An 18,119-nucleotide genomic window follows, 5' to 3' on the forward strand; every position below is an offset into this window, starting at 1 on the left:
GTCCCTTAATTCAGTTCCAGTTCTTGCTCAAGCAGTGCCGCTAAGTCATCCAGCTCCATATCTTGCAACTCGTCTGTTGGTGACTCGATTTCTATCTCACTTGAATACTCAACTTCAGCCACCCCGGTGTCCAATTGCAGGACATCGTTGACAATATGGTCAACCAGCAAGTTAAGGTTCGAGTAGTTGAAAATCACTGTTGAAGGCAATGAGATCCCAAGCTCAGCATCAATGTCCTTTTTGAGATCCATCGCGGCTATTGAGTCGGTTCCCATTTCAAAGAAACCTTTCTCTGGGTCTATCGTAGCTGGCGAGTCAATTTTTAATACTTTAGCCAGTGTCTCTCTCACAAACTCAAAGATTTTTTCGTACCTGAGCTCTGGCGACATATCGCAAATTTCTTCAATGAAGCGGATCTGACCGGCTCTTGAACTAGTCGGTGCCAACTCATCATATAAGTGGTCATGCTGTGCACCTGGGAAATTCTCTCTAAATACACGCCAATCTGCTTTTAGAGCCACGACTGAGTGTAACTCTGAACGTGCAATCTGCTCGAATAAAGCCATTCCCTGATTAAGGGTAAATGGCTTCATACCAACGGCCTCAAACAAATCAGATTGACTATGGCTTTCAGCCGCCATACCCACCGAGCCCCACGGTCCCCATTGGACGGCAAGCGCAGGCAACCCTGAATGCTTTCTATGCTCAACGATATAATCAATAAAGCTGTTCGCGGCGGCATAAATGGCTTGCCCTGGTGTACCCAATACAGCTGATGCCGATGAAAAACAGTAAAAATGATCTAAATCGATGTCTTTGGTCAATTGATGTAGATTCCAAGTACCTTCAACTTTCGAGCGGCTGACCTGCGTCACGGATCCCATATCAAACTTGTGTAATGGTGAGTCTTGAACAACGCCCGCAGCATGTATAACACTACCAAGGGATGGTAAATCATCACCAAAACGTTGGAATAACTGCTCCATACTGGATTGATCGGCAATATCTACCGCAACCACCTCGACACCAACCTGTTGTGCTCGTATCGCTTGTAAAGTGTGCTCCACCTCATCTGACCAAGTCGTTCTTCGCGACAACAACGTTAGATGCTTGGCTCCTTTACCAACCAGCCATTGACTGAGCTGAAGTCCCAATCCGCCTAAACCTCCAGTGATGAGTGTGGTCTTCTCACCAGCCACAGTATACTTATCAAGCTCAGACGTTGGCCGTGTTTTAGTCAGCCTCATGACCTTACGCATACCATTGTCAAGCAGTACTCTCGGTTCTTTGTCTTGATAGCGGCTATGCTCAATCACACCTGCAACAAGGTCTGATAGGTTTTCAGCATTGAGATCAAGAGTTTGACAACTGAACTCAGGATGCTCGGTTCTGACGACTTCAGCAATTCCCCAATGTGGTTTAGGTGCCCCAAGTAATGCCACATCACTTGTGCCATAATTAACAAACAGCAAGCGGCTATAAAGCTCCTGACCAATTAGGTTTTTGACCAGTGTGATAATGCTATTCACACTGTCGTAGTAGTTTGTTACGCAAACGCCTTGCTCTGCATTTTTTAAAGCGAAGATGATCTGATCTGGTTTCGTCGTTAACTGAGTCAGTGCTTCACTTAATTCATGCTGATCCAATAAATTGAGTCGACGTACTCCCGCTACCACTCCTTTGTCTTTGTTTGCATGCTTGAAAACCTGACATTCACCGAGGGTGTGAGATGCAAATGTTTGATGTGAGATAATCTCTTGGTCATCGTCAAGTATAAGCCACAAGCGCGCTAAGTCCTGCTCTGTATATGCCGTATCGTCGCTGTGGGCCTGTGTACTTTCTATCCACTCTCGCTGGAACAAAAAGCTTCCTTCTTCAGACTTTGACAAGAAAGTACTGGCATTGGTTTTATGTACCGAGAAAGAATCGATGGTAGCAACTGGCTCGCCTGAATCTGAAAATAGTGCAATATCTCCTTTGAGTATCGCCTTATCCTCAGCAATATCATCATCTAACTTGGCAAAACACCAAAGGGTTTGTGGCGCGCTTAATTGCTCACTGTGTGTATGAAGTTTATTAAAGCCAAATGGTACCGCGGTGATTTCTTTATTGTCGCCCATCTGGTTGACTGCCAATGCACCAAATACCTGGAAACATGAGTCAACTAGCCCTGGGTGCATACAATATCGCTCAGGTGCAATTATCGCTTTTGGTGTGTTTAATTTGGCAATGATATAGCCATCACCAAACCAACAGCTTTCCACCCACCTAAATGTGTCTCCATGGGCAATTTTTGTCATCTGCTCGATGCGCTCATAAAACTCAGGCATTTCCCACTGTTTTGTCGCGGCTGTAACCAAAGCGTTGGGGTCTATAGCAGCATTGGAGACAGACTCTGATGAAGTGAAGTAGCGCCCATGGGCATGAGTTAAAGCCCCCTGTTCAGACTGCGTTGAATTGACGGCAAAATCAGCATGGTTTAACGTTGTTGTTAACTGTGTACTCTCATTACCATCCGCAAGTAAAATTGGTGCACCAAAAAAGACATTTTCAAGTACCAGCTGTGACTCAGTGCTGTGATTTGCCAAGGCATTGAGTACCAGAGAAACGTGGTAACCGCCAGGTACCACTACTTCGTCATAGACTAAATGGTCTTTAAGCAGTGGCTGACTTTGTACGTTACACTGGGTTTTAAATGATGATGAGTGCGATCCCTTTTGAACATCCACAAAAAATGGGTCTTGCACTGACGCGTGACGCGCATGTACTCGTTTTTCACCTAACCAAAAAGACTCTCTCATAAATGGATAACTAGGTATTGCTGTTGCTGCGACCACTTGGTGATTAAAAACGCTCAGCCAGTTTATATCATGCCCTGTGCGATATAACGTGGCTAGCGTATTAGTGATATAGGTGGCTTGAGGTTGCTCTTTATCTTGTGAGCACAACCATTGATAGTGCACGAAGTCGAGAGTAGACTGGAGTGCTAATTTCGTCAGTACCGGATGCGGGCCGACTTCTATAACATCTACTTTTTTATTCGCCGCTAACGTGCGCAAACCCTCAACAAAATTAACGGGTAACTCAACATGCTGTACCCAGTATTCTGGATCTGTTAGCTTTTGATATTCTTGCTTTCCTGTACAGGTAGAAATGAAATCGAGCTTTGGTGTACTGTAGTTAACTTGCTGTGCTATGACTCTAAATTCTGCCAACATTGGTCGCATTAAAGGCGAATGGAAGGCGTGTGAGACATCGAGCATCACACATGTGATGCCTTTTTCCTTTCCTCGTTCAGCCACAACTTTAATGAGGGATTTATCTCCTGATAACACCGTTTGCCTTACTGAATTGTAAGAGGCAACGGCAATCTTCTCTGCTGGTAAGTCCGCCATCAATTCCTTGACGACATTACCATTTGCAACAACAGCCAGCATGGCACCATCACTGGGTAACTTTTGCATTAAACGGCCACGCGCAAGCACCATTTTCAGTGCATCTTGCAATGAAAATACACCTGCGATACATGCCGCTGCATATTCACCAATGCTGTGCCCCATCACGATTGAAGGCTGTACGCCCCAAGATTGCCACATTTTTGCTAGTGCATATTCAAGCACAAATAAACTCGGTTGCGTAAATTCAGTTTGTGACAAACGTTTGGCATCTGCTCCCCACATTACCGCTTTGATAGAAAAGCCTGCTGCTTTTTCGATGAATGCTTCACATTCGTCCACGGTACTTTTAAAGACGCGGTTTATGCCATAAAGGGCTTGTCCCATACCTTTATACTGTGACCCTTGCCCTGTAAACATAAAGGCAACCTGCTCACTTTTTACTTGCGGTTTTGATGCTGCTAGTGGCTTGGCCATCTGCGCTTGAAGCGCATCACAGAGCGCTTGTTTATTTGCTCCGGTAACCGCTAACCTATAAGGATAATGAGCCCGCCTCATCGCTGCATTTGCAACAACCTGTTCATGATTATCACTGCGTTCTAGCAGCGATAAATAGCTTTGTGCTAATATCGTGAGTTGTTGCTCAGACTTCGCTGAAATAGGCAACAATAAGGCATCATTATTGATCTCAGTGTTGCTTTGCTCAGACGGCGTATGAGAGGCCAAGATCAGGTGTACATTCGTACCAGAAAACCCAAAAGCACTGACCGCGGTATATATTTGAGTCTGCTCAGATAAATCGACAGTTTGTTTCGTGACCTGTATTTGCTGCTCATCGATTTCGATGAACTGATTTAGCGTATCGTAATGTACTTGTGGCGGCAGTTGTTTGTTTGCGGCGATCAACGCAGCTTTAATCACAGAAGCGACACCAGATGCTGCTTCTGTATGTCCTAAATTTGCTTTCACTGATCCCACATAAAGAGGATTATCCGCATCACGAGCAGGTGTATATACCGCTTTAAGGGCGTGCATTTCAATCGGATCACCAAGAGGTGTCCCAGTTCCATGAGCTTCTACATAATGTAATGCCTGCGGCGTCACTTTGGCATTTTTCAATGCTTGCTTGATCACCTGTTGCTGCGAATTGCCATTTGGTGCGGTAAGGCTTGAGCTGTGGCCATCATGGTTCATAGCGCCACCTTTGATCACAGCCAAGATCGTATCTTGATCTCTAATGGCGTCACGTAAACGCTTCAACGCAATAACACCGCAGCCTTCACTGCGTACATAACCATCCGCACGATTATCAAATGCCTGACATAACCCTGAAGGCGACAACATTTGTGCTTTTTGTAACGGTACGAAAGTATCGGTTGTCAGCATTAGGTTTACACCACCAGCAAGCGCTACATCGACCTCATTATTTTGCAAGGTTCGCATGGCTTGATATATCGCTGTCGCCGCTGAAGAACATGCTGTATCAAATGTCATCGCAGGCCCATGCAGCCCTAAACAGTATGCAACTCGCCCTGCGATCGTATTAACTGCATTTCCCGTAGCCCAATATGCTGAATCAGCAATATCACCGTACTGATAACACAGATCAGCGTATTCATTAGCCGCTGAGCCAATAAATACACCAATAGCAGCTGTATTTTTTGTTTCGCCAGCATAGCCTGACTGCTCCAGCGCTTGATACGCAGTTTCAAGTACCAGTCGCTGCTGCGGATCCATGGATTCTGCTTCTCGTTTTGAGATATTAAAAAACGCGGCATCGAATAAGTCGACATCACTAATAAGTCCGCCATGTAATTTGGCATGGCCTTGGCCTTTTAATGTTTCGTGAATTGTTTCAAGCGATCCTTCAATATCTTGTTCTACGACAGATTTACCGGCCATCAAAGCTTGCCAGTAATCATCTAGCGAATTGATGTTACCAGGGAACTTACAACCAGCACCGATAATCGCAATCTGATCTGCGCCTTGCTCTAATTCTTCGACGCGAGATTGCAGCTTTTCTATGGCTTTGTATGCAAGCTTTAATGTTGAATTTGTTTTACTTTCCATTTTTACAACTCTACTTCTAAAGTTTCTAACTTATTCCGTAATAGCGACTCTAACTCTGCTTCATTAAGGTCATCCCACTCAGGCTCTTCTTCATCTTCTGACACCGAATGTGCCGACGCTTCAATATCAGCTAGAGTGACATGCTCAATATCGAATAACTCGTCATATAAGAAATTGCTTAATAGGTTGGCAGTGGGGTAGTCAAAGGATGCCGACACTGGAATGTTGATATGAAATGTTGCCTCTAACCCTTCTTTGAACTCGATTGCTTTTAAGCTATTCATGCCCAAATCGGTAAAACCATCATCAGCTGAAATAGTCGCGCTGGCGACATTCAGTGTCACAGCAAGCTGCTCCATTACTCGTTCTAGAATCTCTTTGCGACGTGAGGTCTCTGGAAGCGCTAATAGTGTCTCTTTAAGCGGTGAACTTAAACGTGAATTTGCTTGTGGGTGTAACCCAAAAACAGACTCTGAAATGGTAGCAAATAGGCGATTTTCACCATGTAGCTCAATCAGCGGCAGAAACTTCGACCAGTCCATACAAGTAATCGTGAATTGTGTTTGTTCACTCGCCATAGCCTGCAGCATTTGTGCAAACATCTGCTCAGCTGGTGCTGGCAAAATACCACTTTGTAATAGCGTCTCTTGTTCATGAGCAGACGCTGCCATACCGGTGTTTAGCCAAGGGCCCCAGTTTAAGCATTGGGCATTGATTTTTACTGTATTTAAGTAATGACAGTAAGATTCCAAGAACCCATTGGCAAGTGCGTAACTTGCTTGATATGACGCTCCCCAAGTTGCAGCGATTGAGGAGAAGGCAACGAATTGAGGAATGTTGTAAGCTTGAACCTGCTCACCAACATATAACGTCCCTTGTATTTTTACATTCAAGGTCGCCAGCACAGCATCATCGTGACATTCAGAGAAGTGTTGGATCTCACCTTTTACCCCAGCTAAGTGATAAACACCATCAACACGGCCTTCTCGGTAGGTTTCAGCAAAAAGTTGCTGGACACTGTTTTTATCTGTGAAATCACATTGCTGTATGAGAACCTTGCAGCCTAGTGCTCTGAGTGACTCTACAACATTGCTGTCTTGCTCACTAAAGCGTGTATCTCTGCAAGCTAATATCAACTGGCTTGCACCTTGCTGAGCCAAAAAGCTTGCCAGTTTGAGCGCAATACTGCCCCTGCCCCCAGTGATAAGATACTTACCCGTCAACACCGGTGGATTTACCGCAACAGCCTCTTCAACCTGCACCAAGCGCGGAACGCGAAGAGTATTATCACGCGTTGCGACCCAGCGCTCCTGACAACCATGCAAAACGAAATCCGTCATTGTTTGCAATTCACGGTCGTTGACATCAACCGAGTTTATATCCAGCAAGCTACAGTGTAGTGATGGACATTCCATATCTATGGACTTAAGTAGCGACCACATTCCACCTTGACTGAGATTGACAGTGTCATCTGAATCCACGCAAAGTGCACCTGTCGTAATCGCCTTTAAGCGCATGTGCGAATTAGCACTCAGCACTTTGATACATGCCTTTAACATCAGTGCTTGCTGTGATATGGCGGAAAATACCGACACTTCTTCAAGACCTTGTGGTGCTATGAATATGACCTGACCTTTATCAGCAACTTGCTCGACCCAACACTGGAGCGCTTGCTCAAATGCAGCACTGTTCATCTCTGGGTGAACGAAGGAGCTAAGGTCAATATGGGTTACCCTTATTGTATTGTGAGTTTCATTCAGCTTGGTACTTAACAAGTGTGGTAGTAAAGTATCAAAGCCGAGCAACAATACATCATCAATCACTGTGGTAGAGTTTTGCTCTTCGGTCTCTATATACTGCTCCCAAGCGTAATTAAGCAGCTCCACCACCGACTCAGAATCATTCGCCGAATTACCTTCAAGGAAGCTAAAAATTTCAGGTAAACTGGCTTTTGCAGCATCAGATAAGTCAGCATCATTGAGCAAGTTTTTAAGTACATCAGCAGAGCTCTGCGCCTTTGTTAAAGGCGATACTTGCTCACGTAATGGGTTATGGCGCTCAAAATGTGTTCTTTGGAACGGATAGAGAGGAAGCCTTACTTTATTGGTTGGAATTGAATGTAAAACGGCATCAAAGTGAATCGACTCCCCAACTTCATACAATGACGCTAGACACGCATACAGGGTGTTAATCTGCTCATTAATCGCGATGTAGTGCGTCTCTGTTTGCTCACTGCGAGGTACTGATAACATCGCGTTTTGCATCCCAACAACCAACACATTGACATCTTGTAATTCCTGTAGCATAGCCGTTTGTGGTCGCGCTACAGTCGCATCAACGGAAGTTAATGACTCTTCGCTTAGCAACACAAACTCAACTTGTGCTTTGCCAAAGCTAAGCATGTTGTTAAGTATTTCGTTACTGGCAGCGAGACTTGCGGGCTCACCTAATAATGACCTTATCACTTCTTGAATTGTCAAAAGGCCGACAAAATGCGCAGCGAGCATACGTGCCAAATCAGAGTCTCCGCCTACCCCTTTTAGGGTCAATCCATAATCATCTAGACATCTGACTAAAGCATAAAAGTGACACGCAGTGAGGACTTGATGTACTTGCGGTGATAATTCACTTTGCGTAGCATACCATGCTAGCGGCTGTGCTAAATCTGATGCAATCCAAGCAGAAACTTGATTAAAGTGAGTAGCATACACAGGAAGCTGTGTCTGCATTGCTGCGATAACGCCTTGTAGGTCAGCTAAAGCGTGAAATTCAGTTAGCTGTATGTAATTTTCACGCTTTCCTAAAGTACTTGGTGCTGTCGGCGTTTTCTCTTTTAAGCGCGCAAGTAGACTTTCTCGACTATGAGCAAAGGTCGCAAAACGATATTTATAATGATTATTTGCCCGTACCGTGGATGCGCAAATATCAGCAAAGCTATCAGAGTCCCTCGAAATAACATCAATATAATCTGCTCGAAGTTGCTGTAATGCGCCCTCACACTTGGCGGATAAAATAAATGGATGTACAGCCCCGTCAGTATTGTCAGGTTGCGCTGCTACCTCTGATGATTGATACTCTGAAAGAATACAGTGTACGTTGGTGCCGCTCATCCCAAAGCCGCTTACTCCGGCAGATTTGTTAGTGCATGCTGGCCATGCCATACCTTCACTCACCACAGATAGCGGGTAACGTTGCCAATTAATATACGGGTTTGCAGACTCAAAATGTAAACTTGGTGGCAGATAGTGATGATGGATCGCAAGTGCGGTTTTAAAAAATGAAGAAATACCCGCTGCGGCCTCTAAATGCCCCATGTTTGTTTTTACAGCGCCGATGTAAAGTGGATTTTCTGCTGATTTGGCTGACTTAAAAATAGTACCGAGCGCATTTACTTCAATTGGATCACCCAATGAAGTGCCTGTACCATGTGCTTCAATGTATTGAATATCTTCAGCTGTTTTATTTGCGTTGTGTAGCGCACTTTTAATCAAAGCCGCTTGTGCTGAACCATTGGGCGCTGTTAAACCGTTACTTCTACCATCATGATTGACCGCGGAACCTGAAATCACGCAGATGATGTTATCCTTGTCTTTGATTGCATCACTCAAGCGTTTAAACACCGCAACACCACCGCCTTCCCCTCTAACATAGCCATCAGCAGACTGATCGAAAGTATGGCACTTACCGCTGGTTGAAAGCGCACCAATCTGGCTAAATCCGATGTAGCCATTAGGTGCTAGCATGAGGTTGACCCCAGCAGCTAAGCCAATATCACACTCTCGACTGCGTAGACTTTGACATGCTAAGTGGATGGCAAGCAAAGAAGAAGAGCAGGAAGTGTCGAGTTGCATCACAGGACCGTGCACATTGAGAAAGTGCGCCAGCCTACCTGCTGCAATCGCACGGTTTGTGCCTAAGCCAATTTGCGAATCTATTGTATCAGCAGCGGCAAGGTGCAATAACTCATAATCCGCCGAACCTATACCGACAAAAATACCCGCCGCGGCACCTGATATTTGTTTAAATGAAATGCCAGCATGTTCAAGGGCATGAACACTTAGCTCCAGTAACAAGCGCTGTTGTGGGTCAAGATTTTCAGCTTCAGCTGCTGACATGCCAAAAAAGCGCTCATCAAACCCGAAAACATCATCAACAAAGCCACCATAATCAGTATTATAGTGGCCAGTTTTAAACGGTGTTGAATCATAAAAACGCTCAGTATTCCAACGGTTTCGAGGCACTTTTGAGATGACATCTTTGCCATCTTTGAGTAATGTCCAAAACTCATCTAAGCTGCTTACACCACCTGGTAATCGGCAGCTGCCGCCAATCAAGGCTATCGGCTCATGTTTGGCTGCCCGCTCAAGTGCTAATTCCTGCTTTAGGCTCGATATTTTCTCTAACGACTTTTTTAAGACGCCATTTATTTTTTCGTCATTGATATTCGACATCAAACAATATCCTTGCTGTCAGCTAAAACTTGTATTAATCCTTCTGTTAGAAAGCGTGCTTAAAGCTCGCTTTCTAACATAGCTAGTAGTTCTTCATTAGATAATTCTGAAGTACTTGCCGGTTGCTCCTGAACTTGTTTTGCAAAGCCCTGCGGCGCGCTGCCAGCTCCCGTGCTCGCCACTGGTTCTGGAGGCGTCGTTATGTATTGTTTGATGTAATTTGCTAAAGTTTGAATGGTTGGATAAGACCACGCAGCAGTGGCATCTATATCTAATTGATACTGGTTCTCAATCGCCTCAATTAGTTCAACGGCATCAACCGAGTCCAACCCATATGCCGCAAACTGCTCATGCTCATCTATCTCACTCAGTGGCTTTTTCGCTTTATTCGCAATCCACTTTTTCAAGAAACTAGCAATCTCAGCGCTGTTGCATTGAGTACTAAGTTCCTCATCAATAGTATTTTGCTGCGTTTGCTCCATGTGAGACACGTTAGCATCTAACAATATTTGTTTAGCGCTTGGCGTATCCGACGATCTTAACAACACATCCAAGGTATAATCGCCACCCGGTGCGCTTTGCTCTGAGTCTAAGGTTTGACTGTGCGCTTTTTTGAGTAGCTGAGTGACAACAGCCATCTCGCTCTTTTCATACACAGTCGCTATATTTTTCTGTAGCGCAAAAATCTCTTTTTCTATCTGCATATCGAGCCAATTGGCCACAAGCGCTTTGGCACTGTCATCGACTTGAGTCGACACGCTCAGCGCCGCTTTTGCACAGTACAACCCTGCCAACCACCCTATAGTGTGATTCAATAACAGCTCTTTTTTCTTAGCGGTAACACTGGTGTTTTGTAGGGCACGTTCGACTTCTAAAATGTGAGCCTTAAAAGCAGACTGTAATTTATCGGAGCCATCAGCATCAGCAATAAAGACACTTAAGTTATCAGGGTTTGCAAGGTAACTTGCACCAACAAACACTTGCAATGTCTCTGTGGGGCCTTCAAAGACTCTTAGTAGTCGGGTATCACGGTATACTTGAGCAAAACCATTACTCTCTATATACCCTCGACCACCTAGCATCTGCATCGCATCATCAACACAATGCCAAGCAAACTCAGTGACAATGTATTTAACAATAGCGAACATCTCATCAGGTACATTTTGCTGCAAATCTGTCAGCATTGAGACTCTTTCTAACAATGCTTCTGATGCCGATAATGCAAAAGCATGAGCGGTTATCTTTTTCTGAGTTTCAGGGTTATCTGACAAGCGACCAGTAGAAATAATACGTTTGCTAGCATACCTCTGCATCACCGCAAGACTTCGACGCATAGTACCTATTGCCATCGCAGCGATACCTGCACGGCCAAGCATCATCGCGTCTTTTGCGACATCAAACCCTTTGCCTAATGTGCCAAGCATGCGCTCATCAGGTACAAACACATCATTGAAGTAGATTTTATTTTGTACCATGCCACGGAAACCCATAGTTAATGCTTCTGGGCCTTGCTGTATACCGACAGAGTTACTATCAACAACAAACCCTGTCATCCCCAGAGCTTGCCCATTATCAAAAGCAAGGGCGAACACATTAATTAGGTTTGACCAAGCTGCATTTCCTGACCAAATTTTCTCACCTGATAAGCGCCAACCGCCGTCTACTTTTTTCGCAGTAAGCTTAATCTGCCGAGGATCAGAACCTGCACTGGGCTCGGTGAGGGCAAAAGCTGCAAGCATGCGGCCTTGCGCCAACTCTGAGACGAATTGTGAGCGGATAGCTGGTTTTGCAGACATTAATATTGGACGAATCCCCAATACTTGGTGTAGTCCTACAAATAATGCCAAGGTAAGGTCTACTGATGCTAATGCAGAGACCACTTTAAATGTATCTGTGGTACTTAGACCAACCCCGCCTTGCTCTGGTGGCACAAGCAATCCTAGTATTCCTTGAGTGCTGAAATCCATGACAACATAAGGCGGAATACAGCGACGCTCATCAATCAATTGCGAGTTAATACGGCGGCTTGAATAATCTTGCAACCATTCAATTAATTCATTTGCTTTGTGCTGACTTTGCTGTAAATCGATGGCTGTTGCCGGGCGCTGTTGCACCTCAGCAGTCGCGGTTTCATTTACAAGACAAATAATATCAAGCTCATTTGCTTCATACATTTGTCTGATTTTTGTGCGTTGAATTTTACCACTGGTGGTTTTCGGGATGCGTTTAACAATCACAAGTTCAGCCACTTGAAGACCATGGTGCACAGATAGCGCCACCGATATTTTTTTCAACAAGGCATGTGCTTCAGCTTCACTCACTTTAACTGTATTTAATTTTTGAACGACAACCACTTTTTCTTCATCTTGATGAGATGAACTAAACACGGCACATTCATTCACTTTACAAAGCGCATCAACTTTAGTGACCGACGCTTCAATATCGTGAGGATAGAAGTTTTTGCCTCGTATAATAATGGTTTCTTTGATCCTGCCGGTGATATAAAGCTTAGCTTCGGACTTAAATCCAAGATCACCGGTTCTAAAAAACTGGTTGCTATTGCCCGCTACTGTGTTATTAAAAACGGCGTTTATTGCCTCTGACTTTTTATAGTATCCAGAGCAAACCGAAGGACCTGCAATCCAAATTTCGCCGATATTACCATCGCCACATACTTCGTGTGTTTCAGGGTCAACAATGAGAATTTCATGCTGGTCTTGAGAAATACCACAACTCACCCTGCCAATCCCTTGATATGGTACCGATTGACCAGTGTATCGCTCAGCTGATGTAAATAACACACACTCTGCCATACCATAGCTGGCATAAAACACATCACTTCTCAGCCCTAATGGCTTAAATACCTCAATAAATCGATTTAGTGTTTCTGCTTTAACAGGCTCTGCACCGTTAATCATTTTGTCTAACGTCGATAGATTGATATGGCTGAGATCTTTTCCGGCAGCTTTACGAACACAATAATCAAAAGAGAAGTTTGGACCGGCCAGATAAGTGCCTTTAAATTTTGAAATAGCTTCTAACCACATCAACGGGCGTTTTAAGAAGTTAGTACTAGAAAATACCACTGACTTCCCGCCATTATAAGTTGGGGTTAAATAACACCCTACGAGTCCCATATCATGGAAAGGTGGTAACCAAGAAACGCAAACAAGCGAGCTATCAAACCCATATGCCGATTTGATACTCTCCAAATTCGCGATCAGATTTTCATGCTTAATGATCACGCCCTTCGGTGATCCAGTTGAGCCTGATGTGTACTGAAGATAGGCGATGTCTTGTGGATGAATGATAGGAAGATCAAAGCTCTCATCAGATAGCCCTTCAAAGCTCAACTCATCAATAATCAATATTGAAAGTGCACCTGTAATAAGCTGCTGCTCAAATTGGGATTTAAGCTTATCTTCATGTTGACGCAGGCAAACAATAGTCGTCGCACCTGCATCTTCCACTACTTTTTCAAGATTCGTCAAATTAGCGGCTGAATCTGGTAACACTTGAGGAATGGCAATACGCTTGGAAATAAAACATCCCAGTAAACTCGTAATAAAGAATTTTCCGGTCGGCACAGCGATAACCACCGCACCTAGCTTTGGCTGTTTAAGCAGTACTGAACTTATCTGTTTTGAATACTGGAGTAATTGCAAGAAGCTCAATGACTCAACATCATCGATATCTTTAGATCGGATAAATTCAAAGGCAGTGTCGTGCGGTTTGTTTTTGGCATGCTCTTGTATAAGAGAGACGTAAGTTAAGGCTTTACTATCACCTACAAATTCATTCTCGTTACTACGATTATTATAATTCATAACTTATACTACTTTATAATTCCTTGCCTAATTAGCAATAATACATATAGAGCCGAAATACTTAATACATAAAAATGTAAAAATGATAATTACGACCATCCCTCCCTCTCCAACACTTTAATCAGAAAAAACTAAGAAAACATAGCTAATTCATCACCCTTTTTAGTGTCTCGAGAATTATGAAAAATTAAGCTAACCGATAGGTAAAAAAGTGTCAACAAAAACAAAACAAACCAAACACAAAAAAAATAAACCGTTGACTTAAAAAAAACCGAGTGCAATCATAAAACCATATAAAACACCAAGTAAACAAACAAACTATTGCAAATAGCAAAATAAAACAAAACAAATTAAAACGAAATTGATCAAAAATTTAAAATAAAAAAGAAGTGTAAAAAGGCTCACTCATAAAGCTAATTAACGGGTTCCATATATAAGTATTGGAAACAACAAGGAAGAATGTGGTTTGTGGGAAGGAAGTTATTTAGTTGCGGCTTCATCAACAGTAACTACCACCCCTTATAAATCAATCAACCTCCCCTTGCTGTGGCGAATTATCATAAATAATACAATCACATATGAGGTTTAAGTTTGAAATCAAATAATAGAGTTCGTATTTTTGATACAACATTGCGAGACGGTGAACAGGCACTGCGAAGAAGCTTATCAAAAGATGAAAAATTACAACTTGCAAAGGCAATTGCGAAGCTAAATGTTGATGTAATGGAGGTTGGGTTTCCCGCTTCTTCTCCTGGGGACTTTGCCTCTGTAGAGTTAATTGCAAAAGAGATTCAAGGACCTACGATCTGTGCACTGGCCAGAGCAGTGCCTGAAGATGTTATCGCATGTGGTGAAGCATTAAAGCCCGCGCAACATAAACGTATTCATATTTTTATTGCAACTTCACCTATACATCTTGAGAAAAAGTTAAATATCAATTTACAAGCGGCCACGGATAAAGCTGTAGAGGCGATTTCCATCGCTAAAGAGTATACTGATGATATTGAATTTGGGTGTGAAGATGCCACTCGCACCCCACCTGAAGATCTTTGCTATATCATCGAAAAAGCCATTGCAGCTGGGGCTACAACCGTTAACTTAGCTGATACAGTAGGTTATACCACACCGAAAGAATTTCATCAGCTCCTGAGCCACATCAAAGCCAATGTTTCTAATATTGATCAAGCTATTTTATCAGTTCACTGCCACAATGATTTAGGTCTAGCAGTAGCAAATAGTGCTGAATCACTGTTAGCCGGAGTAAGGCAAATTGAGTGCACGGTCAATGGTATTGGAGAGCGTGCCGGAAACTGCGCATTAGAAGAAATCACCATGCTACTAAGTGCTCGCAAAGACCTGTTCGGCCTTTACAGCAATATTAAAACTGAGCTTATCAAACCAACTTCAGAGCTTGTCAGCTCTGTAGCTAGAATGCCTGTGCAGTTGAATAAAGCGGTTGTAGGAGGTAACGCATTTGCACATTCATCAGGAATACATCAAGACGGCGTTATCAAATCCAGTATTACTTATGAAATATTTCACCCAGAACAAGTTGGCATAAGTAAAAACGAACTTTACTTCACAGCTCGTTCTGGCCGAAAAGCTATTGCACATTTTTTAACACAAACAGGCTGCCCATGTGAAGATCAAGAAATTAACAACATTTACAATCAATTCCTACAACTTGCTGACAAAAAAGGGCAGGTTTATTGGTACGATTTAACATCTTTGTATTACAAGAACAAAGTAAATCTCTGTGACAAAAGATATAGCTTAGTGAGTGCTATCACCAAGTGCGCTTCTGAACGCGCTATTTCGGTTAATTTAGTCCTGCAAAACAATCAAAAATTACAGAGTTTTGAATCAGATAGCACAAATTTAATTGAAGCATTACAGAATCTAAAAATAACGAATGAGGCCATAATTATTCGAGATCTATCTTTAGAATTCGCTCCTGAAAATTTTATTTATAATGCAAAACTTAGCATCACCTTAAATAACAAGCCCATTTATGGAGAAGGCTCTGATGAAGATCCAAATATAGCAATAATAAAATCATACATTTCTATATTGAACATCATTAATATGCTTAACCAGATAAGGGAACATCAGCATTCTTTGCAATCAGCCTAAATAAAATAAAAATGCAAAATAATAAACAACAAACAAAATCTTAATGAAATTGAAGAAATGCAATACAAATGGGAAAGATTGTGAAAGCAAAAACACTTTACGATAAAATTTGGGAAAGCCACCTAGTGAAGGAAATGCCCAACGGATTTTCTTTATTATATGTTGACCGACATCTCATTCATGAAGTGACATCTGCACAGGCATTTTCTGGTTTGTCAGAAAAGCAGCACAGTGTTCGGCAACCGCTGCTTGCCATAGGCACCATGGATCACGTAGTGCCAACGGCAAAAGATCTTATCGACGTCATGTCCGCTGAGCAACGTAATCTTCTAGCATTAATGCACAGTAATTGTGAAACCCATGGTATTCCTCTGTTTGATTTAGGTCACACTCGTCAAGGGATAGTGCATGTCATCGGCCCAGAACTTGGTTTTATTCTTCCTGGAACAATTGTAGTGTGTGGAGATTCGCACGCTTCTACACATGGCGCATTTGGCGCACTTGCATTTGGTATTGGCGCTTCTGAAATCGAACATGTACTTGTCACTCAGACGCTTGTACAAAAGAAACAAAAAACATTTCGGATCACCGTTGAAGGTCGACCTAATGATGCTATTTCCGCAAAAGATATTATTTTGAAAACCATCCAAACTCTTGGTGTAAGTTCAGGCAACGGCTATGTAGTCGAGTTTTGTGGGTCGGTAATTGAAAACTTATCCATGGAACAAAGAATGACGCTTTGTAATATGTCAGTTGAACTAGGCGCAAAAGCAGGGCTAATAGCTCCGGATCAGAAAACCATTGATTACATCAAAGGTCGGCAATTGGCTCCAAAAGGCGATGCTTGGCTAGAAGCTTTGGCAGATTGGACAGCATTACGTAGCGATAATGATGCCATCTTTGACAAAGAAGCAAGTATCAATGTCGACGATACTCACTCTTTTGTAACTTGGGGAACCAGTCCAGAACATGCGATTGACGTTACTAGTTTCTTACCTTTCCCAGAGCAAGAACAAGACGAGAACAGAGCACAAGGAATGAGCAGAGCCTACTCGTATATGCAGTTAACGCCGGGTATGCGCTTAGATGAAGTAAAAATAGATGTTGCTTTTGTTGGTTCATGCACGAATAGCAGAATCGAAGACTTACGAGCAGCGGCTACGCAAATAAACAAACGTCGTGTTAGCCCAACAGTTAAAGCGATCATTGTTCCAGGCTCAATGGAAGTCAAAAAGCAGGCTGAAGCTGAAGGGCTTCATATGCTTTTCGAACAAGCCGGATTTGAGTGGCGTCTCCCGGGCTGTTCTTTATGCGTTGCAATCAACAACGACACTTTATCCGCAGGCACTAGGTGTATTTCTACTAGCAACAGGAACTTTGAAAACCGCCAAGGTAAAGGCGTACTTACCCACCTTGCTAGCCCTAGAACCGTGGTGGAATCAGCAATCAAAGGACATATTGCTAACCCAGCATTATGAAATAATTAAATTAATTAGGAGTTTAATCATGTCTTTCAGCTTAGTATGTAATGCTGACAAAATTAATAATGACTTATTAAAAAGCTATGATGCGTTGCCAGCCGATCCTTACATCAAAGATGGCATGAAACGTTTTAGAACTTTTTCTTATGGTGAAGTAAAAAATGGTAAAGTCGATTGGAATGCGACTAAGCCTTTTTTTCAATCTAATGAAGCTAACTCATACGCTGGTGGAATTAAAAGATCGTTCCAACATACGGGTGAGGAGGCCAAAAAATTTGCGCAAGCGATTGTTACTGACGCATTAGAAAAAGAGTGGGTCAATGCCGATCACTTTTTTATTGGTTGCCATCAAATACGCGTTACCGCAGATGCTAAGATTGTCGGCTACCCTGCCCCTGAAGGTTTTCACCATGATGAAACCGACTTTATCGCTATCAACCTAATCAATGAGCATAATGTGAACGGTGCTATCTCTTTTATTAGCGACTTCAACGACACCAGCAACATTTTATTTGAGAAAAAGCTAGAGCCTGGACAAAGCCTTTATGTTGAAGATCTCAAGCACAAGCATTATGTGTCTCCGTTCACACCTAAATTACCCAATATTGAAACGTATCGAGATATTATTGGCATCGCCTTTTATATGAACGATAGATAACTTAGCCAAGCGCGGGAAAATAGGTTATACCGCAACGGCGTGAGCTTTGAGTTGCAGTTAGGTAGCAAAAAATGCGATACATTTGCTAGTAATGCTATCTGGCT

6 protein-coding genes are annotated in these 18,119 nt (G+C 43.0%); 3 read left to right on the top strand and 3 right to left on the bottom strand.

Annotated elements, in window-relative coordinates; genetic code table 11:
* Positions 1 to 5: 5 nt before the first annotated feature.
* Genes D9603_RS01025 through D9603_RS01035 form a run of 3 tightly spaced genes read right to left on the bottom strand, consistent with a single transcriptional unit; the run spans position 6 to position 13,743 of the window.
* A complete protein-coding gene (locus tag D9603_RS01025; RefSeq protein ID WP_128729720.1) occupies positions 6 to 5,465 on the bottom strand; it encodes a type I polyketide synthase in 5,460 nt (1,819 codons plus the stop codon).
* A 2-nt stretch (positions 5,466 to 5,467) separates the two neighbouring features.
* Positions 5,468 to 9,916 carry an SDR family NAD(P)-dependent oxidoreductase gene (locus tag D9603_RS01030; protein ID WP_128729721.1) on the bottom strand — a complete coding sequence of 1,483 codons (4,449 nt, stop codon included), beginning with the start codon at positions 9,914 to 9,916 and terminating at the stop codon, positions 5,468 to 5,470.
* Between the two features lie 59 nt (positions 9,917 to 9,975).
* Positions 9,976 to 13,743, bottom strand: a complete 3,768-nt coding sequence (locus D9603_RS01035; RefSeq protein WP_128729722.1) for an AMP-binding protein — start codon at positions 13,741 to 13,743, stop codon at positions 9,976 to 9,978.
* 591 nt (positions 13,744 to 14,334) lie between these two features.
* On the opposite strand from D9603_RS01035, the gene D9603_RS01040 reads away from it, so the two are divergent.
* The 3 genes from D9603_RS01040 (at position 14,335) to D9603_RS01050 (ending at position 18,015) form a co-directional block, all read left to right on the top strand.
* Positions 14,335 to 15,876 (top strand): 2-isopropylmalate synthase, encoded by a 1,542-nt coding sequence (locus tag D9603_RS01040; RefSeq protein WP_128729723.1) that lies wholly within the window; start codon positions 14,335 to 14,337, stop codon positions 15,874 to 15,876.
* A gap of 80 nt (positions 15,877 to 15,956) precedes the next feature.
* A complete protein-coding gene (gene leuC / locus D9603_RS01045; RefSeq protein WP_347232141.1) occupies positions 15,957 to 17,354 on the top strand; it encodes a 3-isopropylmalate dehydratase large subunit in 1,398 nt (465 codons plus the stop codon).
* Positions 17,355 to 17,382: 28 nt separating this feature from the next.
* Positions 17,383 to 18,015, top strand: coding sequence for a 2OG-Fe dioxygenase family protein (locus tag D9603_RS01050; RefSeq protein ID WP_125250940.1), 633 nt, complete (start codon positions 17,383 to 17,385; stop codon positions 18,013 to 18,015).
* Positions 18,016 to 18,119 lie beyond the last annotated feature (104 nt).

This window comes from Pseudoalteromonas sp. PS5 (genome assembly GCF_004103255.1).
Taxonomy (GTDB): domain Bacteria; phylum Pseudomonadota; class Gammaproteobacteria; order Enterobacterales; family Alteromonadaceae; genus Pseudoalteromonas; species Pseudoalteromonas peptidolytica.

Bases quoted from the DNA above. Each gene is read 5' to 3' on its own strand.
- D9603_RS01025 (WP_128729720.1), bottom strand. From the start codon at position 5,465: ATGGAAAGTAAAACAAATTCAACATTAAAGCTTGCATACAAAGCCATA.
- D9603_RS01030 (WP_128729721.1), bottom strand. From the start codon at position 9,916: ATGTCGAATATCAATGACGAAAAAATAAATGGCGTCTTAAAAAAGTCG.
- D9603_RS01035 (WP_128729722.1), bottom strand. From the start codon at position 13,743: ATGAATTATAATAATCGTAGTAACGAGAATGAATTTGTAGGTGATAGT.
- D9603_RS01050 (WP_125250940.1), top strand. From the start codon at position 17,383: ATGTCTTTCAGCTTAGTATGTAATGCTGACAAAATTAATAATGACTTA.